Here is a 22,562-nt window from a genome sequence, read left to right as displayed (position 1 = left end):
CCGCGGTGTCCGAGGCGCCCGCGGTGTCCGGAGCGCCCGCGGGGCCTACAGCGCCTGCGGGAAGGTGAAGAAGCGGTTCGGGTCGTACTGGTTCTTCAGCTGCGTCAGCCGGGCCGCCGCGTCGCCGTAGTAGGCCTTCTTCCAGTCCGTCAGGGTCGGGTCGGTGTAGTTCTGGTACGCCGCACCCGACGCGTACGGCTTCATCGCGCCGTGCGCCGACGCCAGCCAGGACTGCGCCGACGTGCCGGCCGTGCCCGCCTTCCAGGACACGAGGTACTGGGCCAGCATCCGCGACCGGCGGTGCACGAAGGCCGTCGCGGTCGGCGCGACCCGGTTCACGGCGCCGCCCAGCGCGGTGAGCGCGATGCTGCCGCCACCGCCGCGCACCCCCTTGACCTGGGCGAGCAGCGCCTGGATCCCGGCCGCCGACAGGGAGCGGTCGAAGAAGTCGGAGCGGGCCGCGTACGTCTCCCGGCCGAGCGCTCCCTGCGGGGAGCGGCCCGGGGTCGAACCCGGCAGGTGGCACTGGGCGTCGGAGGCGAACGAGGAGCAGCCGGCGTAGGCCTCCATGGCCTGCTCGTAGGAGCGGCGGCGCAGGGAGACACTGGCCGCCGGGGCGCCCACGCGGTCGGCGAGGCGGTCGACGGCGTTCTGGAGCTGGCCGTAGGTGCCGATGCTGAAGGCCGCGACCGACACCTTGGGCGTGCCGCCCGGGGTGTTCTCCAGGTGCAGCGAGGACCAGATCTCGTCGGGCTGGGCGGGGCCCCACTCCTGCCACGCCCGCACCACCGCGGCCGCCCGCGACCAGGGCCAGGTGAGGTACCCGGTGACCGCCTGCGGCGCGGGGTGGGTGCGGAAGCGCAGCTCGGTGACGACGCCGAAGGTGCCGTTGCCCGCGCCGCGCAGCGCCCAGAACAGGTCCTTGTTCTGGGTGGCGTTCGCCACGAGCTGCTTGCCGTCCGCGGTGATCAGGGTGGCCTGGGTGAGGCTGTCGCAGGTCAGGCCGTAGGCCCGGGAGACCACGCCGTGGCCGCCGCCGAGGACGAGCCCGGAGACGCCGACCGTCGGGCAGGAGCCGGCCGGGATCGTCACGCCCTTGGCGGCCAGCGCCCGGTAGACGTCGATGAGCTTGGCGCCGGCGCCGACGACGGCCTCGCTGCCGCTGACCCGGACCCGGCTGAGCCGGGAGACGTCGACGATCAGCCGTCCGTCGCCCGAGGACCAGCCGGCGTAGGAGTGGCCGCCGTTGCGGATGGCGACCTTGGTGCCGTGGGCGCGGGCGAACGACAGGGCCGTACGGATGTCGTCGGGGTGGTCGACGTAGGCGACGGCGGCGGGCTTCAGGCCGTCGAAGCGGGTGTTGTAGAGCTGGTGGGCCGTCTTCCAGGACGCGTCGCCGGGGCGGACCAGCGCACCGTCGAGGTCGTGCGCGAGCGCGGACCAGTCGGCCGGTGCGGTGGCTCCGCTCGCGGTGAGCGCGGTGATGCCGCCGGCGGAGCCGGAGCCGCCGGGCGTGCCACTGGGTGTGCCGCCGCCCGCCGGGCCCGAGCCGTTGCTGTCGCCGCCCTTGCACCCGGCGGTCACGGCCGCCGTGAGCGCGGCGGCGCCGCCTATGAACGTACGCCGTTCCATGGTCCGTCCCTGGTGTGGGGCGCCCGGGGGCGCCGTCCTGCACGGGCCCGTCGACCGGCGGGACCGCGCCTCATGGAGCGAGACGGCGGCGGGGCCTCAGGGGTTCCCGCCGTCCGTGGCGTGTCCCTGGGCGTCCGTGCGCGCCAGGCTTCTCGCCCGGCGGGCGGGGCCGCGCCAGCCGCAGGCGCAGCGGGCGTAACAGAAGCGTCCTTGCTCGACGGTGTCGGTGCGGTGCTCCCCGGGTGCGGGGGGAGCCGTGGGTCCGTCCTGCTGCGTCACGACGACTAAGGTACCCACGCTCGGCAAAGGCTTTCCCCGCCGCGCGCACTGCTTCCCGGGCGCCCCGCGCACGCCCTGCGCACGCCCGGGCCGCGCGTGACGGCGGCCCCCGCACCTCGTTAACCGGACGACAGGGCGCCCGTGACGGACGTGACCGGCTGGGGGTAGGCAGCGATGGCGCAGCGACAGCACAGGTGGGCGGGTGCGGTGGCCGTCGCGGGGCTCGTGGCCTCGGTCTGCGCGGGTGCCGCCGGGTGCGCGGGCAGCGGGGCGGCCGCCGAGGGCGGGCGGGGCCCCGAGGGCGGCCGGGCCACCGACCCGGTCGGGACCCTGCACCGGGCCGCCGACACCCTGGTCGGCGCCGGCAGTTCCCAGGCGCGCACCTCGATGGAGATGGCGACCGGTGGGACCCGGGTGACCATCCGTGGCGAGGGGGTCTACGACTACCGCCACCGGCTCGGCCGGCTGAAGGTGATGCTGCCGCAGGACCCCGCGGGCGAGAGCCGGCACCGCCCGATCACCGAACTCCTCACGCCGGACGCGCTGTTCATGAAGAACCGGGGTGCCGGGGTGCCCGCCGACAAGTGGGTGCGGGTGGAGACGGCGTCGCTGTCGGACGGCAACCTGGTCACCGGCGGGGCGACCGATCCGCTGGCCGCGGCCGAGGTGCTGCGCGGCACGCGCACGGCGACGTACCTGGGGCGCACCGAGCTGGCCGGGACCGCGGTGCGGCACTACCGCGGCACGGCCGACCTGACGGTGGCCGCGCGCAGCGCGACCGGCGGGAACCGGGCGTCGCTGGCCGCGGCGGCGAAAGGGTTCGCCACGGCACGGGTGCCGTTCGACGCCTACCTCGACGACGAGGGCCGCATCCGCAAGGTCCGCTACCGGTTCAGCTTCGTCAACGGCCAGCGCGGGCGGGCGGTCGAGGTCGCCTCGACGACGCTGCTCTACGGCTTCGGCGCCCCCGTGGACGTGCGGCTGCCGGCGCCGCGCGACATCTACGCGGGACGGGTCGCGGAGGAGTAGCGCCCCGTGGCACGGCCCGCGTACGCGGGGCGCGGTAGGCGGTGACTACGCCGTGGACTAGCCCGTCCGTGCCATGCGCGGTGTGTGGGCCGCTCCCTACTCTAGGAAGCCGGTGACGGCAGGGACGAGGTGATGCGCGTGGTTCCGGGCGGCGGTACGGCAGTGCAGGACCACGTGGCCCTCGCCGAGATCGAACTGTGCGGGGAGCTGATCATCGCGGCGTCGGCGGCCGAGGAGCGGCTCAGCCTGGAGAGCATCGACGAGGTGCTCCGGGTGGCCGAGGAGCGGGAGACCGCCGGGCGCGACTGACGTGTGCGCTTGACGTGCGCGAGCGGCGTGCGCGAGTGACGTGCGCCGCGCGGCCGTGGCCGAAAGAAGACCCCGGGCCGGCCGCGCGGGAGGCCCCGTCAGGTGCGCAGGAGGCGGCCGATCGCCTTCGTGGCCTCCTCGACCTTCGCGTCGATCTCGCCCCCGCCCTTGAGGGCCGCGTCGGCGACGCAGTGCCGCAGGTGCTCCTCCAGCAGCTGGAGCGCGAAGGACTGCAGGGCCTTCGTGGACGCGGAGACCTGCGTGAGTATGTCGATGCAGTAGACGTCCTCGTCGACCATCCGCTGCAGGCCGCGGATCTGGCCCTCGATCCGGCGCAGCCGCTTGAGGTGCTCGTCCTTCTGGTGGTGGTAGCCGTGCACCCCGCGGTCGTGGTCGGTGACCACCGCGTCCGCGCCGGCCTCCGGGGAGGGCGCCGGGGTCGCGCCGGCCTCGGTCGTCGTCATCGCGTCCTCCCGTTTCGGATGGTGGCGGGCGATATATACCCCTGCCGGGTATATGGTAGCCAACTTTGGCGGGTACAGGACCCTTGGTCGCCCCTGTGCTGATCACTCTGCCTCATGGGCGACACTGGGGGACGGCCCCTTAGCCGTGGCCGGATGATGCGCTTAGCATCACCCTGACCGAAACCGATGCACCCCGAGGACCCCACGTGCGCTTTCGTCTGACCCCCAGGGAGACGAGCTTCTACGACATGTTCGCCGCATCCGCGGACAACATCGTCACGGGCTCGAAACTCCTGATGGAACTGCTCGGAGCGGACATGTCCGCCCGGGCCGAGATCGCGGAACGCATGAGGGCGGCCGAACACGCGGGCGACGACGCCACGCACGCGATCTTCCACCAGCTGAACTCCTCGTTCATCACGCCGTTCGACCGGGAGGACATCTACTCCCTGGCCTCGTCCCTCGACGACATCATGGACTTCATGGAGGAGGCCGTCGACCTGGTCGTCCTCTACAACGTCGAGGAACTGCCACGGGGCGTGGAGCAGCAGATCGAGGTCCTGGCCCGGGCCGCCGAGCTCACGGCGGAGGCCATGCCGAACCTGCGGACCATGACGAACCTCACCGAGTACTGGATCGAGGTCAACCGGCTGGAGAACCAGGCCGACCAAATCCACCGCAAGCTGCTCGCCCACCTCTTCAACGGCAAGTACGACGCGATCGAGGTGCTGAAGCTGAAGCAGATCGTGGACGTCCTGGAGGAAGCGGCCGACGCGTTCGAGCACGTGGCGAACACGGTGGAGACCATCGCCGTCAAGGAGTCCTGAGCCCCAGCATGGACACCTTCGCTCTGGTCGTGACCATCATGGTCGCGCTCTTCTTCACGTACACCAACGGCTTCCACGACTCGGCGAACGCGATCGCCACGTCGGTGTCGACCCGGGCGCTCACGCCGCGGGCCGCGCTGGCGATGGCGGCCGTGATGAACCTCGCCGGCGCGTTCCTCGGGTCCGGGGTCGCCAAGACCGTCAGTGAGGGGCTGATCCAGACACCCGAGGGCTCGACGGGGATGGCGATCCTGTTCTCCGCGCTGGTGGGCGCGATCACCTGGAACCTCGTCACCTGGTACTTCGGGCTGCCCTCGTCCTCGTCCCACGCGCTGTTCGGCGGCATGGTCGGGGCGGCGCTGGCGGGCGGCACCACCGTGTACTGGAGCGGCGTGCTGGACAAGGTCGTCCTGCCGATGTTCATCTCGCCGGTGGTCGGCCTGGTCGTCGGTTACCTGGTGATGACCGCGATCATGTGGCTCTTCCGGCGGTCCAATCCGCACAAGGCCAAGCGCGGCTTCCGCATCGCGCAGACGGTGTCGGCGGCGGGCATGGCCCTCGGGCACGGTCTGCAGGACGCGCAGAAGACCATGGGCATCGTGGTGATGGCCCTGGTCATCGCCGACGTCGAGGACTACGGCGACCCCATCCCGGTGTGGGTCAAGCTGGTGTGCGCCCTGATGCTGTCGCTGGGCACGTACGCCGGCGGCTGGCGGATCATGCGGACGCTGGGACGCAAGATCATCGAGCTGGACCCGCCGCAGGGGTTCGCGGCGGAGACGACCGGCGCGTCGATCATGTTCGTGACGGCGTTCCTGTTCAAGGCGCCGATCTCCACGACGCACGTGATCACCTCGGCGATCATGGGCGTGGGCGCGACGAAGCGGGTCAACGCGGTGCGATGGGGTGTCGCGAAGAACATCGTGCTCGGCTGGTTCATCACGATGCCGGCCGCCGGGGTCGTCGCCGCGCTGGCCTACGGGCTGGTGAAGCTGACGGTGCTGTAGCGCCGCCGGGTTCGTCCTCCACGCGTGCACGCACCGGCTCACGTCTCCGGAAAAACGTTTCTGAACAGCAGCGGGCCCGCCCCCGGGAGCCAGGGGCGGGCCCTTTGCGTCCTCGCGGTGGCACCGCCATGCAGCACCGCGAGGGGTCTTTCGGGACGGCCCGGTCAGCCGAAGCGGCCCGAGATGTAGTCCTCGGTCGCCTGGACCGACGGGTTGGAGAAGATGCGCTCCGTCTCGTCGATCTCGATGAGCTTGCCGGGCTGGCCGACCGCGGCCAGGTTGAAGAACGCGGTGCGGTCCGAGACACGGGCCGCCTGCTGCATGTTGTGCGTCACGATGACGATCGTGAACCGCTCCTTCAGCTCGCCGATGAGGTCCTCGATGGCGAGCGTGGAGATCGGGTCCAGGGCCGAGCACGGCTCGTCCATGAGCAGGACGTCCGGCTCCACCGCGATCGCCCGGGCGATGCACAGCCGCTGCTGCTGACCGCCGGAGAGACCGGAGCCCGGCTTGTTCAGGCGGTCCTTGACCTCGTTCCAGAGGTTCGCGCCCTTGAGGGACTTCTCGACGACGTCGGACAGCTCCGACTTCTTGTACTTGCCGTTCAGGCGCAGGCCCGCCGCCACGTTGTCGAAGATCGACATGGTGGGGAACGGGTTCGGGCGCTGGAACACCATGCCGACCTCACGGCGCACCGACACCGGGTCGATGCCCTGTCCGTAGAGGTCCTCGTCGTCCAGCAGCACCTTGCCCTCGACCCGGCCGCCCGGCGTGACCTCGTGCATGCGGTTGAGCGTGCGCAGGAACGTCGACTTGCCGCAGCCCGAGGGGCCGATGAAGGCGGTCACCGAGCGGGGCTCGATGGTCATCGAGATGTCCTCGATCGCCTTGTGGGATCCGTAGTAGGCGGTCAGCCCGCTGACGTCGATTCGCTTCGCCATTGCTTCTTCACTTCCAGATAGTCGCCTTGGGGTCGCCGTCAGCGACCGGCCGCGCGGCGGTGGCCGCGGAGGGTTAGCGCGGGGCCTTCCAGCGGGCGATGCCGCGGGCCGCCAGGTTGAGGATCATCACGAACGCGATCAGCGTCAGGGACGCGGCCCAGGCCCGGTCGTACGCCGCCGTGGAACCGGCGCTCTGCGAGTACTGCTGGTAGATGAACAGCGGCAGCGACGCCTGGGCGCCCTCGAAGGGGTTGTTGTTGATGAACGGGTTGCCGAACACCAGCAGCAGGACCGGGGCGGTCTCACCGGCGATACGGGCGATCGCCAGCATGATGCCCGTGGTGATGCCGCCGAGCGAGGTCGGCAGGACCACCTTGAGGATCGTGCGCCACTTGGGCACGCCCAGCGCGAGGGACGCCTCGCGCAGCTCGTTCGGGACGAGCTTGAGCATCTCCTCCGTGGAGCGCACGACCACCGGCATCATCAGGATCGCGAGCGCGAGGGACCCGGCGAAGCCGAAGGGCTGCATGTCCCACATCAGCATCAGGCTGAGGATGAACAGGCCGGCGACGATCGACGGGATGCCGGTCATCACGTCGACGAAGAAGGTGACCGCGCGGGCCAGGTTGCCCCGGCCGTACTCCACCAGGTAGATCGCGGTGAGCACACCGATCGGGGCACCGATCACCGTGGCGAGGCCGACCTGCTCCAGGCTGCCGATGATGGCGTGGTAGATGCCACCGCCGGCCTCGGAGTCGGCGACGACGCCCATGGAGTGGGTGAGGAAGTAGACGTCGAGGACCTTGGTGCCGCGCTGCACCGTCGCCCACACCAGGGAGAGGAGCGGGATCACGGCGAGCAGGAAGGCGACCCAGACGAAGCTGGTCGCGACCCGGTCCTTGGCCTGGCGCCGGCCCTCGACGCGCGCGGCGATGACGTAGGTGCCGGCGACGAACAGGACCCCGGCCATCACGGCCCACTGGATCTTGCTGTCGAGGCCGGCGGCGGCGCTGATGCCGAGGCCCAGCGCGACGGACCCGGCGGCGATGGCCCAGGGGGTCCACTTCGGCAGGCTGGCGCCGCGCAGGGTGCTGGGGCGCTTGTCGGCGATGACGGCGTGGCTCATGCGTTGGCCCCCGAGTACTCCTTGCGGCGGGAGATGATCCAGCGCGCCGCGCCGTTGACCAGCAGGGTGATCACGAAGAGGACCAGGCCGGAGGCGATCAGCGCGTCCCGGCCGAACTCGTTCGCCTCGTTGAACTTGCTGGCGATGTTCTGGGCGAAGGTGCCGCCGCCCGGGTTGAGCAGGCTGGCGTGGATGTCGAAGTCCGGGGAGAGCACGGTGGCCACGGCCATCGTCTCGCCGAGCGCGCGGCCGAGGCCGAGCATCGAGGCGGAGATCACGCCGGAGCGGCCGAAGGGCAGGACCGACATGCGGACCACTTCCCAGCGGGTGGCGCCGAGGGCCAGCGCGGCCTCCTCGTGCATCCGCGGGACCTGGCGGAAGACCTCGCGGCTGACGTTGGTGATGATCGGCAGGATCATGATCGCCAGCAGGATGCCCACGGTGAGCATCGAGCGCGGCGCGCCCTCCTCCCAGCTGAAGACCCCGGTCCAGCCGAGGTAGTCGTTCAGCCAGCCGAACAGGCCGTCCATGTGCGGTACCAGGATCAGGGCGCCCCACAGGCCGTACACGATGGACGGCACCGCGGCGAGCAGGTCGATCACGTAGGCGATCGGGCCGCTCATCCGGCGGGGGGCGTAGTGGGTGAGGAACAGCGCGATGGCCACGGCGATCGGGACCGCGATGACCATGGCGATGACCGAGGACACGACCGTGCCGAACGCCAGGACCGCGATGCCGAACTTCGGCGGCACCAGGCTCGTGTTCCACTCGAAGGTGGTCAGGAAGTTGGCGTCGTCCTTGCTGATGGCCAGCGAGGCACGGTAGGTCAGGAAGATCGCGATCGCGGCCATGACGGCCAGCAGCAGGATGCCCGAGCCACGGGACAGGCCGAGGAAGACGCGGTCACCGGGGCGGGTGGCGCCCCGCGCGGCGCGCTTCTGCTCGGTCGGGGTCGGCAGCGTGGTGGGAGGTGGAGCTTCGTCTGTCTTCTGTGTCGATATGTCCATGGGGTTCTCCGGTCTGCGGAGTCGCTCTGGGCGGCTCGGGCGGGGCCGTGCTCGGCGGCCCCTGGCGGCGGTGCACCGGACGGCACGGTCCGGACCGGGGTCAGCCGGTCCGGACCGCGCCTTCAGTTCAGCTCAGGCTCGCGACCGTGCTGCGGACCTTGGAGATGATCGCGTCGGGCATCGGGGCGTAGTCGATGCCGGAGAGGATGGACTGGCCCTCCTGCGAGGCGATGTAGTTCAGGAACGCCTTGGTGCCGGGCAGGCTGGCGGACTTGTTGCCCTTGTCGCACACGATCTCGTAGGTGACGAGGGTGATCGGGTACGCGCCGTCGGCCTTGGTGGTGTAGTCGAGCTTCAGCGACAGGTCGCTGCCGGTGCCGACGACCTGGGCGGCGGCGACGGCCTTGGTGGCGCCGTCGGAGGAGGCCTTGACCGGGGCGGAGGCGCCCGTGTCGATGTCAACCGTCTTCAGACCGTCCTTGGCGTACGACAGCTCCATGTAGCCGATCGCGCCATTGGTCTGCTTGACGCCCTGGGCGACACCGGAGGAGCCCTGCGCCGCCTGGCCGCCCTTGGCCTGCCAGGCCTTGCCGCCGGAGTACTTCCAGTCGTTCGGGGCGGCGGCGATCAGGTACTTGGTGAAGTTGTCCGTGGTGCCGGACTCGTCCGAGCGGTGGAACGCCTGGATCTTCAGGTCGGGCAGCTTGGCGCTCGGGTTGAGCTTCTTGATGGCCGCGTCGTTCCACTTGGTGATCTTGCCGTCGAAGATCTTGGCGATCGTGGCGGCGTCGAGGGTGAGGCCGTCCACCCCGGAGACGTTGAACGCGACGGCGATCGGGCCGGCCACCATCGGCAGGTCGATGCCCTGGCCGCCGGAGCAGACCTGCTTGGAGGCGGTGACCTCTTCGGGCTTCAGCGCGGAGTCCGAGCCGGCGAACGCGACCTGGCCCTGGGTGAAGGCGGTGATGCCGGCGCCGGAACCGGAACCCTTGTAGTTGATCTGGACGCCGTTGCAGGCCTGGGTGAAGTTCTTGACCCAGGCGTCGATCGCGTTCTTCTGCGCGGAGGAGCCGTCGGCCAGGAGCTGGCCCTTGGCGTCGTCGCACTTGATGGAGCCGGCCGCGGTGGTGGCGGAGGCGGAGCTGCTGCTGTCACCGCTGGAGCCGGTGTCGTCCGAGCCGCACGCCGTGAGGGCCAGGGCGCCGGAGACGGCGAGAGCACCGAGGGTGAGGGCCCGCCGGTTCATGCGCTGAAGCTTCACTGAGGGTGATTCCTTCCAGGAGCCGCCGTCCTGGCGGCGTGCGAAAGTCTGGGTTGCGCGGATGCGACCGACAGGTCGCGTTCCGCACCGGGTAAGGCCGAAATTAGGCAGAACAGGTGAAGGCGCCTATGGGCGCAAATGAACGCCGGGTGAACCCTGGTGGACGGTGCGGTTAGGTCACGGAAGGCTTACGCCGAGGACACGGCGTGGTCCCGGTTCCCGGCCCGTCAGGCGGACCGCAGCGACTCCATGAGCGCGTCGACGAGGTCGCGGTCCCTGGGCTGGGTGAGCCGGGCCCGGGCGGACGCCGGCGGCAGCCACAGCACCCGGTCGACCTCGAGGTTCGGCACGAAACCGCCTGGTCCCGCCTCGGCGGCCCAGTAGCGGACCTCCTTGGGGCGGCCCTGGGCCCGGTAGCGCAGCGTGGGCAGCTCGGCGCCGGGCACCGCGGTGTAGCCGGTCTCCTCGACCACCTCCCGCAGCGCGCCCGCGAGGGCGTCCTCACCCCGCTTCAGCTTGCCCTTGGGATGGGACCAGTCGTCGTATTTCGGCCGGTGGACCAGGCACACCTCCAGGCCACCGCCGACGGCGGACCGGCGCCACAGGACGCAGCCGGCCGCCAGGACGGGGGTCTCGCCGGCATCCTCGGGGCCGTGTCCGCCCCGGGGGTACCGCGGGTCCTTCGGGGAGCTCACCGTGGGGTCACCGCCTCCGGGACGACGAAGGGGACTGCTGGAAGGGGACTGCTGGAAGGGAGTGGGGTCAGGCCGTGTGCACGGCGGGTCTCTGCCAGGCCCGCTGGAACGCGTACCGGGCCGCCTCCACCTCGTGCCGCTGGTCGGCGTGCAGCACACCGAGCGCGTACGCCGTGGCGGGCGCGATCCGGGGCGTACGGGCCGCCTGGGCCGCGGCGGCCGCCGCCTCGGAGGCGTCCCGGTGCCGGTCCAGGGCCTCGCCCGCGGCGATCAGGCGCACGTCGGGCGGGCAGTCGCCGCCGTGCAGCACCTCCAGCGCGTACCGGTGCAGGCGCAGCAGCAGCCGTACCTGGTGCCAGGGCGCGTCCTGCGGGTGCGGGGCGGTGTCCGGGGACAGGCCGTGGACCAGCGCCTCCGCGTTGTACGGGTGGCCCGCGGTGACCAGGGGCAGCGCGGCGACCGCGTCGGTGAGCCGCTCCTCGGCGGCCGTGGCGAACGGCGCCAGGTCGGTGCCGGGGGCGTCCGGGGTCAGCGGGACCTCGCTGGCCAGGACGGCGACCTTGTCCGCGACCGCGTGGAAGCGGGAGGAGCCGAGCGCCTGGAGCGCCGTGGAGTGGGCGCGGGTGCGGGCGAGCGTGAGCTGGCGGTCGAGCAGGGCACCGGCCTTGGCGGCGCCGACGGTGAGGGTGCCGCGTTCGTTCACGGGGCCGGGCGCGGTGGCCACGGGCCCGGCGGAGGACGTGGCGGTGCCCGTGGCGCGGGAGTCGGCGGGCGCGCTCGCGGTACGGGACGCGGCGGACGTGCTCCCCGCGGCGCGGGAAGCGACGGCCGCGGTCGCGGCGCGGGAGGTGCCGGGCGGGCTTCCGGCGGCGCGGGAGGCGGCCGGTGGGCCTCCGACGGTGCGCGAGGCGGCCGGTGGGTGGGCCGTGCCCGGGGCGGTCCGGGGGGCGGTGGACGCCTCCGCCGGGTCGGGGAGGTGGGCCGTCCCGTGCAGGGGGGCGCCCCCGCCCGCTCCCTGCACGGGGACCGCCGTCGCGCCCGACAGCCGCTGCAGCGCCAGCAGCAGCCGCTCCAGCCGGGCCTCGTACGCGTGCTCCAGCGCCAGCGTCCCGGACAGCCAGGCCAGCTCCGGGCGGATCTCCTCCGACCAGTCGGCGTCCAGAAGGGCCCGGAAGGTGTGCAGGCTGCCGCTGATGCGGCGGGCCGAGCGGCGCAGGGCGCGCGCCGCCTCGGCCGCCTCGTCGGTCCCCCCGTGGGACCCGCCCTCGCGCTGCAGCCGCAGCGCGCGGAGGAACTCCGTGGCCCGGGCGCGGAGGTAGCCCGCGAGGGCGTCCCCCGTCACCGGAGCCCCGGCCGCGGAGTCCGTCAGGTCATGGTGTCGCTGTGCCACGCCGGCGCCTCCGGGCGTCTATGAGCATCTCCTGGACGTTGCGCAGGGGCGCGCCGTCCGCATCGGTCGCGTGCCGGGTCCACTCGCCGTCCGCGCCCAGGTGCCAGGACGCGGTGGCGTCCGACATGCCGGTCTCCAGCAGCCGGTTGAGCGCGGCGCGGTGACCCGGGTCGACGACCCGGACGAGCGCCTCGATCCGGCGGTCGAGGTTGCGGTGCATCATGTCGGCGCTGCCGATCCACACCTCGGGCTCGCCGCCGTTGCCGAAGGCGAAGACCCGCGAGTGCTCCAGGAAGCGGCCGAGGATCGAGCGGACCCGGATGTTCTCCGACAGGCCCGCGACCCCCGGGCGCACCGCGCAGATGCCGCGCACCCAGACGTCGACCGGCACGCCCGCCTGCGACGCGCGGTACAGGGCGTCGATGACCGCCTCGTCGACCATCGAGTTGACCTTGATGCGGATGAACGCCGGGCGGCCCGCGCGGTGGTGCTGGGCCTCGGCGTTGATCCGCGAGACCAGGCCGTCGCGCAGGGACTTGGGGGCGACCAGCAGCCGGCGGTAGGTCTCGCGGCGCGAGTACCCGGAGAGCCGGTTGAACAGGTCGGACAGGTCCGCGCCGACCTGCGGGTCGGCGGTGAGCAGCCCGAGGTCCTCGTAGAGGCGGGCGGTCTTGGGGTGGTAGTTGCCGGTGCCGACGTGGCAGTAGCGGCGCAGCGTCTCGCCCTCCTGGCGGACCACGAGGGACAGCTTGCAGTGCGTCTTCAGCCCGACCAGGCCGTAGACGACGTGGCAGCCGGCCTCCTCCAGCTTGCGCGCCCACTTGATGTTGGCGTGCTCGTCGAAGCGGGCCTTGATCTCCACCAGCACCAGGACCTGCTTGCCCGCCTCGGCCGCGTCGATCAGCGCGTCGACGATCGGGGAGTCGCCGGAGGTGCGGTACAGGGTCTGCTTGATGGCCAGCACGTCCGGGTCGGCCGCCGCCTGCTCCAGGAAGGCCTGCACGGACGTGGAGAACGAGTCGTACGGGTGGTGCAGCAGCACGTCCCGCTGGCGCAGCGCGGCGAAGATGTCCGGCGCGGACGCCGACTCGACCTCGGCCAGGTCACGGTGGGTGCCGGCGATGAACCGGGGGTACTTCAGCTCGGGCCGGTCCAGGCCGTGGATGCGGAACAGGCCGGTCAGGTCGAGCGGGCCGGGCAGCGGGTAGACCTCCGCCTCGGAGATCTTCAGCTCGCGCACCAGCAGGTCGAGCACCTCGCGGTCGATGGACTCCTCGACCTCCAGGCGCACCGGCGGCCCGAAGCGGCGCCGCATGAGTTCCTTCTCCAGCGCCTGGAGCAGGTTCTCGGCGTCGTCCTCCTCGACCTCGAGGTCCTCGTTGCGGGTGAGCCGGAACGCGTGGTGCTCCAGCACCTCCATGCCCGGGAACAGCTCCTCCAGGTGCGCGCCGATCACGTCCTCGATGGGGACGTAGCGGCCCGGGGAGCTCTCCAGGAAACGGGACAGCAGCGGAGGCACCTTCACGCGCGCGAAGTGCTTGTGGCCGCTGACCGGGTTGCGCACGACGACCGCGAGGTTCAGCGACAGGCCCGATATGTACGGGAAGGGGTGCGCCGGGTCGACCGCGAGGGGGGTCAGGACCGGGAAGATCTGGTGCCGGAACAGCGTGAACAGCCGGGCCTGCTCCTTCTCTGCCAGCTCGCTCCAGCGGACCAGGTGGATGCCCTCCTCCGCGAGTGCGGGGGCGACGTCCTCGTGGTAACACGCGGCGTGCCGGGCCATCAGCTCGCGCGAGCGGGCCCAGATCATCTCCAGCACCTCGCGCGGCTGGAGGCCGGACGCGGAGCGGGTGGCGACACCGGTGGCGATGCGGCGCTTCAGACCGGCCACCCGGACCATGAAGAACTCGTCGAGGTTGCTGGCGAAGATGGCGAGGAAGTTCGCCCGCTCCAGCAGCGGGGTGTCGGGGTCCTCGGCGAGCTCCAGGACCCGCTCGTTGAACGCGAGCCAGCTGCGCTCCCGGTCGAGGAAACGACCCTGCGGCAGCTGGATCCCGTCCACCACGGTGTCTTCGTACGCGTCGAGGTCGGCGTCGAGGTCGGGTTCCAGATCGGAGACCACGGCGGCCACGGTGTGCGGGCGGTGCGCGGCGATGGAGCCCACGGAGGGCTGCGCGTGCTGGACCTTGGCCTGGGAGTTCTGCTGGCTCATGGATTCATTGTTCCGCGCTACGAGCGGGACAGGCGCGTCGGAACGCGCGGGCGGGAGCACGGCGGCGGTCCCGTCGGGGGGCGGCGAGGGCTCGGGCACGGCGGCGTTCATTGGCCGAGCGTCGCAAGGTCGTCTGAATCACCGGTTACGGAGACATGACGTGCGGGATAGCGGGGAGGGTCCCGCGGGGGTTGGTGGGGTCGGTGGGGTCGGCGGGGTTGGTGGGGTCGGTGTGGCGTGTCTGTGGTTCCCGGGCGTGGGTGGCTTCAGGGTGTTCGGTGGGCGCGCACGCGCGCGTGGCGTCCCGGTCGGTGGGCCACGCGCGCGTACGTGTGGGGGGTGCTGTGCCGGGGTTTCCCCGCGTCAGCGCGTCCGGTGCTGCCGCGTCTGGTGTCGTCGCGTCCGCCGGCGTACGACGGTGAAGGCCGCGGCGGTCGCCAGCGCGGCCACCGCCAGCACGACGGCCGTCTCGACCAGGTGCAGCGGCCAGTAATGGGACTGCGGGTGGTACGAGGCGTAGTAGCCGGTGACGCCCAGGTCGTCCAGGCAGCGCCGGGCCGCGGCCGGGGCGCCGCCGCAGTTCCAGTACGGGACGCCGGTCCGGGGTCGGCCGTGGACCAGGGCGCCGCTGTCCAGCACCCACGCGTGCTCCGGCGGGACGACCTCCGCCGCCGAGGTGCGGTGGACCTGCGGCCACAGGGAGGGGCGCAGGCGGGTGAGGGCCAGGTTCAGCAGTCCCATGACGGCCGGCGAGACGCCGAGCGCGGGCAGGGCGCGGCGCAGCAGGAGCGCGGTGAGCGTGCCGACGGCCAGGGCGCACAGGGCGTACGCGACGGTGGCGGGGCCGCGGGCCAGGAACGGCGCAGCCCCGCTCCACTCCTCGAACATCAGATGGGGATCGGAGTCCCAGGACCAGCGGAACACCAGGACCAGCACGGTCGCGCCGCCCGCGATCACCAGCGCGGGCACGGCGAGCTTGGCCGCCAGCCAGCGGGTGGGCGTGACGGACTGGGTCCACGCGAGGCGCGCGGTGCCCGACTCCACCTCCCGGCCGATCAGCGCGCCACCCGCGAACGCGGCCGCGGCGAGGAAGGCGTAGGCCACGAGCATGCCGATCCAGCCGACCGGGGTGCTGAAGCCGAGGCCGGGCACGGTGCTGTCGCAGAAGTCCTCACCGGTGCAATCGATGGCCGCCCGCTCGGTGGGGGCCGTGACCAGCGTCAGCCACACCAGCCAGCCCGACAGGCCGGCCACGACCGCGGCCCACACCAGCAGCGCGGTGCGGTGCAGCCGCAGGACGGTCCGCGCGGTGCCCCACGCGCGCGGGGCGGCGGGCGGCGCGGCGACGGCCCGCTCACCGGTGAGCGCGGTCATCCGGCGACTCCCGTCCGGCGGCCCTGAGCGGCTCCGGTCCGACGGTCCTGGCGTCCCTGGCCGGCTCCCGTCGTCCGGCGGTCCTGGGCGGCCCCGCCGGTCGACCGGCCGAGCAGGCGGAACGCAATCACCGTGAGCACGGCGACCAGGGCCAGCAGGACGGCCGTGGTGGTCAGCTGGAGGGGCCAGTAGTGCGCGGCGGGGTGGTAGCTGTGGAAGAAGCCGACCGCGTCGGCCTTGGCGTAGGTGGCCGTGCAGCCGTGCACCGCGTCCTCGGGCGGGCAGTGCGGGAGCGGGGCGTGCGCGCCGGTGGAGGTGACGATGCCCTCGTCGACGGTGATGCCCACGCCGCCGGGGCCCCGGCTGAGCGGAGTGACCACGGTGTCGGCCGCCCACAGGTGCGGCATCAGCCGGTCCGCGAGGACCCGGACCGCCGCCGTGGCGACCAGGCCGGTCACCAGCGCGGGCAGCGCACGGCGCCACAGCAGGCCCGCCAGCGCCCCGACCGCGAGCCCGGCCAGGGCCAGACCGACCGTGGTCGGGCCGTTGGTGTGCAGGGTGAGGCCGTCGTACCAGGACTTCGCCGTGTCCACGCGGCCGTTCGCCGCCGACCACGCGCGGTGGTGCAGCCGGACCAGCAGCCCGGTGCCCGCGGCGACCAGCACGGCCGGCGCGGCCAGCTTGACAGCGAGCCAGCGGGCCGGGGAGACACCCTGCGTCCAGGCGAGGTGCGCGGTGCCGGACTCCAGCTCACGGCCGATCAGCGCGGCGCCGGACCACGCGGCGACGAGGAACGGCAGCGCGGTCAGGGCGAGCGTCGTGTAGCTGTACACGTCCTTGTAGCGCAGGATCGCGTCCTGGTAGTAGGAGCAGCGCCCTCCGTCACGGCACGCGTCGTAGTCGCGCCACGCGTCGGCGGACGCGTCCGTCAGCGGGCCCGCGAGCCAGAGCAGCGCGGCGGCCAGGACGACGACCACGGCCGCCCAGACGTACAGGGTGGGACGGTGCAGGCGCAGCAGCCAGCGCAGGTCGCGGGCGAGCGCGGCGGGACGCCCGGGGGCGGTCGGCAGCGGGCCGGGGGTGGCCGGCAGCGGGGAGGCGAGGGCGCTCATGCGGCGGCCTCCGTGTCGGAGTTCGTGTCGGCCTCCGTGTCGGCCGTCATGGTGGTGTCGGTCCGGTCGGCGGGCTCCTCGGGGGTGAGGGGGGCGGCCTGCGGGTTGCGCAGGTGGGCGAGGACCAGCTCCTCCAGGGTGGGCGGCGTGGCGCGCCACTCGGCGGGCAGCGGGCCGTCCGGCCGGATCAGAGCGGTGAGCTGACGGCCGGTGGTGCGGGACTCCACCACCGTGTGTCCCGTCAGGTCGGCCGTCTCGGCGGACGCGCTCACGCGTGCGTGCGCCTCGATCAGCTCGTCGATCTCACCGGCCAGCCGCACCCGGCCGCCTCCGACGAGCAACAGGTGGTCGCAGGAGTCCTCCAGCTCGGCGACGACGTGCGAGGACATCACGATCGTGGTGCCGTACTGCGCCGCCTGCGCCATCAGCGTGCCCATCAGCTCGTGCCGGGCCAGCGGGTCCAGGTCGGCCATCGGCTCGTCCAGCAGGAGCAGTTCGGGCCGCTTGCCCAGCGCGAGCGCGAGGGCGACCCGGGTCCGCTGGCCGCCGGAGAGCGAGCGGATCCGCGCCCCGGGGTCCAGCTCCCCGGCCCGTACGACGGCTTCGGCGACGGAGGGCTCCCAGTGGCCGGGGTTGAGGTCGGCGCCCAGGCGCAGCGTCTCGGCGACGGTGAGCTGGGGGTAGAGCGGCTTGTCCTGGGCGACGTAGCCGACCCGCGCGCGTGCCGACGCCGGGTCCGTGCCCAGCACCGTGACATCGCCCTCGGAGGGCGCGGTGAGTCCGGCGGCGAGGACGAGCAGGGTGGACTTCCCGGCGCCGTTGGGGCCGACGACGGCGCAGACCCGGCCGGCGGGCAGCCGGAACGAGCAGTCGCGCAGGGCCCAGGCGCCGCGGCGCCCGAACCGCTTGCCGAGCGCGGTGGCCCGCAGGGCGTACGGGGTGGGGCGGCTGGTCATGAAGGGTCTCCCCCCTGGAGCGCAGGCTTGCTGCTCGGGTTGCTCGGGTTGCTCGGGTTGCTCGGGCTGCTCGGGCTGCTCGGGTTGTCGGGACTGCTCGGGCTGCTCGGGCTGCTCGGGTTGCTGGGGTGGTCGGGGTGGACGGGGTGGCCGGACGGGCCGTCCGGTGTCGGGAAGGCTTCGTCGAGGACGGCGGCGAAGAGCGCGGCCACGTCCTCCCGGTCCAGCCCCGCCGCGCGGGCCTCCGCCGCCCAGGCGCCCAGTCCGGCGCGCAGCGGGGAGTCGTCGGCGGGGGTCGCGCCGAGGGAGCGCCGCACGAAGGTGCCGAGCCCCCGGCGGGCCTCGACCAGGCCCTCCCGCTCCAGCTCGCGGTACGCCTTGAGCACGGTGTTGGGATTGATCGCGGTCGCCTCGACGACCTCCCGGGCGGTCGGCAGCCGGTCCCCGGGCCGCAGCAGGCCCAGGCGCAGGGCCTGCTTGGTCTGCTGGACGATCTGGACGTAGGTGGCGACGCCGCTGTGGCGGTCGATGCGGTAGGCGACCACGGCAACCACCCTTTCACTAATTGAGTAGTGAAAGGGTGGTGCAGGGGTGGGGCGGAAGTCAAGCCGGGGACGAGGACGGGGACCGTGATGAGGTGCCCGAGACGGGTAGGCCCGGGGGTTCTCGAAATCCGGGTCGCGATTCGTGAACCGCTGGGCGGGGCTTGTCCGATGAGGGGGTGTGAGCGAAACGGGAAGCGACGGGGAGCTGCTGCGGGCCATCGCGGCGCACGGGGACCGTCATGCCTTCGAGGAGCTGTACCGGCGCTACGCGCCGTGGCTGAGCGCACGCATGCGCAGCCGCTGCGCCGACGCCGGGATAGTCGACGACGTCGTCCAGGAGACGTTCCTCGCGGTGTGGCGCGGCTCCGCGCGCTACCGCGAGGAGGGCGACGTGGCCGGCTGGCTGTGGCGCATCGGCTCGCGCCGGCTGGTCGACGCGCTGCGCAACGACGGGGCGCGCGGCCGGCTGCGCCAGACGCTGGCACGGCTGCGCCACCGGGACGAGGCGTCGGCGGAGGACCGCGTGCTCGCGGGGGTGGAGCACGGGGACCTCGCCGGGGCCCTGATACGGCTCTCCCCCGAGCTGCGGGCGGTCCTCCAGGCGACGGTCATCGACGGCCTGAGCACCCGGGAGGCCGCGGTCCTGCTCGGCATCCCCGCCGGCACGGTCAAGACGCGGGCCCAGCGCGCCCGCAAGCAACTGCGGGAGGCGCTGGCGTGAGGCGGACGGAGCGGGTCATGGACGGGAGCCGGACCGTGGCCGGACGGGGCGGTCCGGTGTGCGGCGGGGCTGTCCCGGCGCACGCCGGGGGAGCCCCGGAGGGCGGTCCGGGAGTCCCGGCGCACAGCGGCGGAGTCGAGTGGTGGCAGCGGCGGCAGCAGGAGGTGGCGGCATGACGTGGCACGTGGCCGAGGAGGACCTGCGGGCCTACGCGCGCGGAGAGTTGGCACCCCCCTCGTTGTGGTCGGCCGACACGCACCTCACGGCGTGCGCGCAGTGCCGGGCACGGCTGGCCGGGGTGACCGAGCCGGCCGTGCTGGACGCCGGCTGGGAGCGGCTGGACGCCGAGCTGGACGCGCCCCGGCCGGGACCGTTCGAGCGGGTGCTGCTGCGGCTCGGCGTCACCGACCACACTGCGCGCCTCCTGACGGCGACACCGATACTGCGCCGGTCCTGGCTGCTGGCGGTGCTGTCGCTGCTGGTGATGACCGTGCTGGTGGTCCGGGTGGCGGACACCCCGGGTCTGTTCCTGGCGCTGGCGCCGCTGCTGCCGCTGGCCGGGGTGGCGCTGTCCTTCGGCCCGTCGCTCGACCCGACGTTCGAGATGGCGGTCGTCGCCCCGCTGCACGGCTTCCGGCTACTGATGATCCGCACGGTCGCGGTCCTCACCACCGGGCTCGTCTGCAACGGCCTGGCGACCCTGGCCCTGCCGGGGTACGGCCTGTCGGCCCTGGCCTGGCTGCTGCCCGCGCTCGCCCTCACCGCCACCGGACTCGCGCTCAGTGCCCGGCTGGGCCCGGCGCTCGCGCCCGCGCTGGTCGGGGGCGGTTGGCTGGCGCTGCTGCTGGTGGCCACCGCGCAGGCCGACGGCCACACGCCCGTGCCGTTCACGGCGGCCGGGCAGTCGACCGCGGCCGGGCTGGCGGCCCTGGCGACCGTGCTGCTCGTTCACTCCCGGGACCGCTTCGACACCGGGCGGGCGGGCCACTTCGCGGGAGGGGACCTGCCATGACGGCCGACCGTCGTACGACACCTCGTCCGCCGGACCGAGTCCCGTGGCACCGCCGCCCGTCGACCCGGGTCCCGCTGCCCCGCCGGCCCTGGACTCCTGGGACAGCAGCCGACGGCCCCTCACTCGACGGTCCCTCACCCAAAGCGACCCACCGGTCGCCGTCTCCGCCCACCGCCCTTCACTCGACGGCCGCGCAGGCCACTGCCCTTCCGGGAGCACCGCATGACCGCCGCACCCACCACGCTGACGGCCTCCGGCCTCACCCTCCGCTACGGCGGCACGCGGGCCCTCGACGACGTCTCGCTGAGCCTGACGCGCGGGGTCACAGGGCTGCTCGGGCCCAACGGCGCGGGCAAGACGACCCTGCTGCGGGTGCTGGCCACGGCCGTGCCGCCGGACGGGGGTGAGTTCAGGGCGCTGGGCCACGACCCGCGCACCTCGGCGGGCCGGCTCGCGCTCCGGAGGGAGCTGGGCTACCTGCCCCAGACCCCCGGGTTCCACCCGGACTTCACGGCCTTCGAGTTCGTCGACTACGTGGCGATCCTGAAGGAGCTGACCGACCGCGGGGCACGCCACCGCGAGGTGCGCCGCGTCCTGGAGGCCGTCGACCTCGGCGAGGTGCGCGGCAAGCGGATCAAGCGGCTGTCCGGCGGGATGCGCCAGCGCGTCGCCCTGGCCGCCGCCCTCGTCGGTGACCCCGGCTTCCTCGTCCTGGACGAGCCGACCGTCGGCCTGGACCCGGAACAGCGGATGCGCTTCAGGGAGTTGGTCGCCGAGGCCGGCGAGGGCCGCACGGTGCTGCTGTCCACCCACCAGACGGAGGACGTGGCGATGCTCTGCCACCGCGTGGTGGTCCTGGCCCACGGCCGGGTCCGCTTCGAGGGCACCCCCGCCGAGCTGACCGCGCGGGCGGCCGGCCGGGTGTGGAGCAGCGACCAGCGTGACCCCGCCGCACGCGCCGGCTGGCGGACCGGCACGGGCACCTTCCGCAACGTCGGCGACCCGCCCGAGGGCGCCGACCTCCTCGAACCCACCCTGGAAGACGGCTACCTGCTCACCCTGGACGGCGAGAGCGCGGCGGTGACGGCATGAGCACCACGGTCAAGGAGCCCACGATGGACCCCGCCCCCGCCCCGGCCGACGTCGCCCCGACCGGCGTCGCCCACCGCACGGCGGCCGTCCTCGCCCTGGCCCGCGTCGAGGCGCGGGAGCTGGCGATGCAGATCCCGGTGCTGTTCTTCTTCCTGCTCGAAGCCGGCCTGCTCGTCTGGAAGTGCTGGGACGAGGAGGGCATGGACGCCTTCCCGGTCCTCAACACGATGGACCGCGACACCCAGTCCGGCCCGCTGCTCGCCTCCATCGCCCTGCTGATCTGCGTCAACGCGGCGGTGCAGCGCGACCGCCGGAACGGCACGGCCCAGCAGTTCGGCGTCCTGCCCATGGAGCCCTGGCGCCGCACCCTGGCGCACTTGCTGTCGGTGGTGCCCTTCGCCCTGCTGGCCGCGCTGCTGGTCGCCGTCGAGTACGGCTGGTCGGCGCTCAAGCCCGGCGCGATCGGCCACGGTTCGCTCGGCGAGCTGGCCGTGGGACCGCTGATGGTGCTCCTGACCGGGGTGGTGGGCGTGCTGCTGGCCCGGCTGCTCCCGTCGAGCTTCGTGCCCATACTCTTCGCGGTCGCCGGGTACATCCTGATCACGAGCCTGCTGCAGACCGACGGCGCGCCGGAGGGCGTACGGCGGCTCGCGCCCGTCCTCGACACGGACGGCGGCGGGGGCGACCCGGTCCCCTCGGACCTGCTGGGCCGCCCGGCCTCCTGGCACGCGCTGTACCTGGCCGGGCTGTGCGCCCTGCTGGCCTGCGCGGCGCTGCTCGTCGCCGGTGGCCGTACGCGCGCGCTGAAGGCGGTGACGGCGGTCGCCCTCGCGGCCACCGCGACGGGGGTCGTCGGCCAGCTCCCGCGGGACACGGCGGCCCTGGAAGCGGCGCGGAAGACGGCGTCCACGGCACCGGAGCGGGTCCAGTCCTGCACGGACCTCGGCGGGGCGACGTACTGCTCCTTCCCCGAGTGGAACGGCGTGCGGGGGGAGTGGGCGAAGGTCGTGGACCGGGTGCGCTCGGCGGCCGGCGCCCCGGCGTCCGGCCTGCGCCTGACGGTACGGCAGCGCATCGACACCAGCGGGGGCCTGGAGGTCGACAGCGCGCTGGCCCCCTCCACCACTCCCGGTGAGGTCACGGTCGGCACCCGCTGGGGCGGCAACCGCGTCGGCGAGTTCGCGGTGGGCGTGGCCGCGGTCCTGGTGGCCGGTACGGAGGCCAGGGCCGACGCGCTGTGCGACGGCCGCATGGTCACCGTCATGTGGCTCGCCCTGGGCAGCGAGCCGCACCCCCTGACGGCCTTCCGCAACGTCCGCCTCGACGACGCCGTCACCGGCTCGGGCGTGGTCCTGGCCCCGACGGACTCGCTGTCCCTGACGGCCCAGCAGACCGAGGTCCTGCGCGCCCTCCTGGACCATCCGCGCGCGGAGGTGACCGCCCGGGTCGAGGCCCACTGGCGGGACCTGACGTCCCCCCGGACGACGACGGCACAGACCGCCCGGCTGCTGGGCGTGCCGGTGCCGAAGGGGAAGGAGAGCTGTGGAGACGAGGAGTAGCCGCCTACTGGG

21 protein-coding genes and 1 pseudogene are annotated in these 22,562 nt (G+C 73.2%); 8 read left to right on the top strand and 14 right to left on the bottom strand.

All coding sequences use genetic code 11. The features are described 5' to 3' along the window. Positions 1-45 precede the first annotated feature (45 nt). Both E4U91_RS16420 and E4U91_RS16415 read right to left on the bottom strand, forming a co-directional pair. Complete coding sequence (locus E4U91_RS16420) at positions 46-1,632, bottom strand: FAD-binding oxidoreductase (RefSeq protein WP_137307557.1); 1,587 nt, start codon at positions 1,630-1,632, stop codon at positions 46-48. 96 nt (positions 1,633-1,728) lie between these two features. After that, positions 1,729-1,911, bottom strand: coding sequence for a hypothetical protein (locus E4U91_RS16415; protein WP_168218124.1), 183 nt, complete (start codon positions 1,909-1,911; stop codon positions 1,729-1,731). Between the two features lie 174 nt (positions 1,912-2,085). Between E4U91_RS16415 and E4U91_RS16410 the strand changes: the two genes are divergently transcribed. Further along, positions 2,086-2,940: an SCO4651 family lipoprotein gene (locus E4U91_RS16410; RefSeq protein ID WP_137307555.1), complete on the top strand. Its 855-nt coding sequence runs from the start codon at positions 2,086-2,088 to the stop codon at positions 2,938-2,940. Positions 2,941-3,072: 132 nt separating this feature from the next. Beyond that, positions 3,073-3,249: a hypothetical protein gene (locus E4U91_RS38100; protein WP_168218123.1), complete on the top strand. Its 177-nt coding sequence runs from the start codon at positions 3,073-3,075 to the stop codon at positions 3,247-3,249. Positions 3,250-3,347: 98 nt separating this feature from the next. Here E4U91_RS38100 and E4U91_RS16405 read toward each other — a convergent pair whose 3' ends face one another. Next, on the bottom strand, positions 3,348-3,713 hold the full coding sequence (locus E4U91_RS16405) for a metal-sensitive transcriptional regulator (protein WP_067234658.1): 366 nt from the start codon (positions 3,711-3,713) through the stop codon (positions 3,348-3,350). Between the two features lie 206 nt (positions 3,714-3,919). Here E4U91_RS16405 and E4U91_RS16400 point away from each other — a divergent pair, with 206 nt between their 5' ends. Together E4U91_RS16400 and E4U91_RS16395 are read left to right on the top strand one after the other, a co-directional pair. Continuing rightward, the gene (locus tag E4U91_RS16400; protein WP_137307554.1) at positions 3,920-4,540 is read left to right on the top strand and encodes a DUF47 domain-containing protein; all 621 of its coding nucleotides are present in this window, start codon (positions 3,920-3,922) and stop codon (positions 4,538-4,540) included. Positions 4,541-4,548: 8 nt separating this feature from the next. Beyond that, the gene (locus E4U91_RS16395) at positions 4,549-5,547 is read left to right on the top strand and encodes an inorganic phosphate transporter (protein WP_137307553.1); all 999 of its coding nucleotides are present in this window, start codon (positions 4,549-4,551) and stop codon (positions 5,545-5,547) included. A gap of 164 nt (positions 5,548-5,711) precedes the next feature. On the opposite strand, the gene pstB is transcribed toward E4U91_RS16395, so the two are convergent. The 11 genes and pseudogenes from pstB to E4U91_RS16340 form a co-directional block, all read right to left on the bottom strand. Then, the gene (pstB, locus tag E4U91_RS16390) at positions 5,712-6,488 is read right to left on the bottom strand and encodes a phosphate ABC transporter ATP-binding protein PstB (protein ID WP_137307552.1); all 777 of its coding nucleotides are present in this window, start codon (positions 6,486-6,488) and stop codon (positions 5,712-5,714) included. Positions 6,489-6,561: 73 nt separating this feature from the next. Then, positions 6,562-7,614 carry a phosphate ABC transporter permease PstA gene (gene pstA, locus E4U91_RS16385; RefSeq protein WP_137307551.1) on the bottom strand — a complete coding sequence of 351 codons (1,053 nt, stop codon included), beginning with the start codon at positions 7,612-7,614 and terminating at the stop codon, positions 6,562-6,564. Next, positions 7,611-8,621 (bottom strand): phosphate ABC transporter permease subunit PstC, encoded by a 1,011-nt coding sequence (pstC, locus tag E4U91_RS16380; RefSeq protein WP_137307550.1) that lies wholly within the window; start codon positions 8,619-8,621, stop codon positions 7,611-7,613. Before pstC ends, pstA begins: the two co-directional genes overlap by 4 nt. Positions 8,622-8,748: 127 nt before the next feature. Beyond that, on the bottom strand, positions 8,749-9,882 hold the full coding sequence (gene pstS, locus E4U91_RS16375; RefSeq protein ID WP_137307549.1) for a phosphate ABC transporter substrate-binding protein PstS: 1,134 nt from the start codon (positions 9,880-9,882) through the stop codon (positions 8,749-8,751). Positions 9,883-10,109: 227 nt separating this feature from the next. Next, positions 10,110-10,505 (bottom strand): NUDIX hydrolase, encoded by a 396-nt coding sequence (locus E4U91_RS16370; protein WP_241678857.1) that lies wholly within the window; start codon positions 10,503-10,505, stop codon positions 10,110-10,112. Positions 10,506-10,644: 139 nt separating this feature from the next. Continuing rightward, a complete protein-coding gene (locus E4U91_RS16365; RefSeq protein ID WP_168218122.1) occupies positions 10,645-11,967 on the bottom strand; it encodes a CHAD domain-containing protein in 1,323 nt (440 codons plus the stop codon). Further along, complete coding sequence (locus E4U91_RS16360; RefSeq protein ID WP_137307547.1) at positions 11,948-14,179, bottom strand: RNA degradosome polyphosphate kinase; 2,232 nt, start codon at positions 14,177-14,179, stop codon at positions 11,948-11,950. The genes E4U91_RS16365 and E4U91_RS16360 overlap by 20 nt, the downstream gene beginning before the upstream one ends. A gap of 363 nt (positions 14,180-14,542) precedes the next feature. After that, positions 14,543-15,553: a hypothetical protein gene (locus E4U91_RS16355; RefSeq protein WP_241678600.1), complete on the bottom strand. Its 1,011-nt coding sequence runs from the start codon at positions 15,551-15,553 to the stop codon at positions 14,543-14,545. Beyond that, positions 15,550-16,665, bottom strand: a complete 1,116-nt coding sequence (locus E4U91_RS16350; RefSeq protein ID WP_174867808.1) for an ABC transporter permease — start codon at positions 16,663-16,665, stop codon at positions 15,550-15,552. Before E4U91_RS16350 ends, E4U91_RS16355 begins: the two co-directional genes overlap by 4 nt. Beyond that, entirely contained in the window at positions 16,662-17,621 is a 960-nt protein-coding gene (locus tag E4U91_RS16345; protein ID WP_137307546.1) for an ABC transporter ATP-binding protein, read from the bottom strand. The genes E4U91_RS16350 and E4U91_RS16345 overlap by 4 nt, the downstream gene beginning before the upstream one ends. 173 nt (positions 17,622-17,794) lie before the next feature. Beyond that, positions 17,795-18,166 (bottom strand): annotated as a pseudogene (locus E4U91_RS16340) (GntR family transcriptional regulator); the annotation flags it as partial. Between the two features lie 178 nt (positions 18,167-18,344). Between E4U91_RS16340 and E4U91_RS16335 the strand changes: the two are divergent. The 4 genes from E4U91_RS16335 to E4U91_RS16320 all read left to right on the top strand — a co-directional run bounded on the left by E4U91_RS16335 (position 18,345) and on the right by E4U91_RS16320 (position 22,550). After that, on the top strand, positions 18,345-18,887 hold the full coding sequence (locus E4U91_RS16335) for an RNA polymerase sigma factor (protein WP_067234628.1): 543 nt from the start codon (positions 18,345-18,347) through the stop codon (positions 18,885-18,887). Between the two features lie 172 nt (positions 18,888-19,059). Next, positions 19,060-19,899 (top strand): cupin domain-containing protein, encoded by an 840-nt coding sequence (locus tag E4U91_RS16330; protein WP_137307544.1) that lies wholly within the window; start codon positions 19,060-19,062, stop codon positions 19,897-19,899. A gap of 222 nt (positions 19,900-20,121) precedes the next feature. Then, entirely contained in the window at positions 20,122-20,991 is an 870-nt protein-coding gene (locus E4U91_RS16325) for an ABC transporter ATP-binding protein (RefSeq protein ID WP_137307543.1), read from the top strand. Then, entirely contained in the window at positions 20,988-22,550 is a 1,563-nt protein-coding gene (locus tag E4U91_RS16320; RefSeq protein ID WP_241678599.1) for an ABC transporter permease, read from the top strand. The genes E4U91_RS16325 and E4U91_RS16320 overlap by 4 nt, the downstream gene beginning before the upstream one ends. The last annotated feature ends 12 nt before the right edge of the window (positions 22,551-22,562 follow it).

This window comes from Streptomyces lasalocidi (assembly GCF_005280215.1).
GTDB classification, from domain to species: domain Bacteria; phylum Actinomycetota; class Actinomycetes; order Streptomycetales; family Streptomycetaceae; genus Streptomyces; species Streptomyces longwoodensis.
This window is presented reverse-complemented; position numbering and strand designations above follow the sequence as displayed.

What these genes read in the sequence shown, in the direction of transcription:
- E4U91_RS16405 (WP_067234658.1), bottom strand. Translation starts at nt 3,713, where the DNA reads ATGACGACGACCGAGGCCGGCGCGACCCCGGCGCCCTCCCCGGAGGCC.
- E4U91_RS16330 (WP_137307544.1), top strand. Translation starts at nt 19,060, where the DNA reads ATGACGTGGCACGTGGCCGAGGAGGACCTGCGGGCCTACGCGCGCGGA.
- E4U91_RS16360 (WP_137307547.1), bottom strand. Translation starts at nt 14,179, where the DNA reads ATGAGCCAGCAGAACTCCCAGGCCAAGGTCCAGCACGCGCAGCCCTCC.
- E4U91_RS16325 (WP_137307543.1), top strand. Translation starts at nt 20,122, where the DNA reads ATGACCGCCGCACCCACCACGCTGACGGCCTCCGGCCTCACCCTCCGC.
- E4U91_RS16395 (WP_137307553.1), top strand. Translation starts at nt 4,549, where the DNA reads ATGGACACCTTCGCTCTGGTCGTGACCATCATGGTCGCGCTCTTCTTC.
- pstC (WP_137307550.1), bottom strand. Translation starts at nt 8,621, where the DNA reads ATGGACATATCGACACAGAAGACAGACGAAGCTCCACCTCCCACCACG.
- E4U91_RS16320 (WP_241678599.1), top strand. Translation starts at nt 20,988, where the DNA reads ATGAGCACCACGGTCAAGGAGCCCACGATGGACCCCGCCCCCGCCCCG.
- pstB (WP_137307552.1), bottom strand. Translation starts at nt 6,488, where the DNA reads ATGGCGAAGCGAATCGACGTCAGCGGGCTGACCGCCTACTACGGATCC.
- pstA (WP_137307551.1), bottom strand. Translation starts at nt 7,614, where the DNA reads ATGAGCCACGCCGTCATCGCCGACAAGCGCCCCAGCACCCTGCGCGGC.
- E4U91_RS16410 (WP_137307555.1), top strand. Translation starts at nt 2,086, where the DNA reads ATGGCGCAGCGACAGCACAGGTGGGCGGGTGCGGTGGCCGTCGCGGGG.
- E4U91_RS16345 (WP_137307546.1), bottom strand. Translation starts at nt 17,621, where the DNA reads ATGACCAGCCGCCCCACCCCGTACGCCCTGCGGGCCACCGCGCTCGGC.
- E4U91_RS16350 (WP_174867808.1), bottom strand. Translation starts at nt 16,665, where the DNA reads ATGAGCGCCCTCGCCTCCCCGCTGCCGGCCACCCCCGGCCCGCTGCCG.
- E4U91_RS16355 (WP_241678600.1), bottom strand. Translation starts at nt 15,553, where the DNA reads ATGACCGCGCTCACCGGTGAGCGGGCCGTCGCCGCGCCGCCCGCCGCC.
- E4U91_RS16420 (WP_137307557.1), bottom strand. Translation starts at nt 1,632, where the DNA reads ATGGAACGGCGTACGTTCATAGGCGGCGCCGCCGCGCTCACGGCGGCC.
- E4U91_RS38100 (WP_168218123.1), top strand. Translation starts at nt 3,073, where the DNA reads ATGCGCGTGGTTCCGGGCGGCGGTACGGCAGTGCAGGACCACGTGGCC.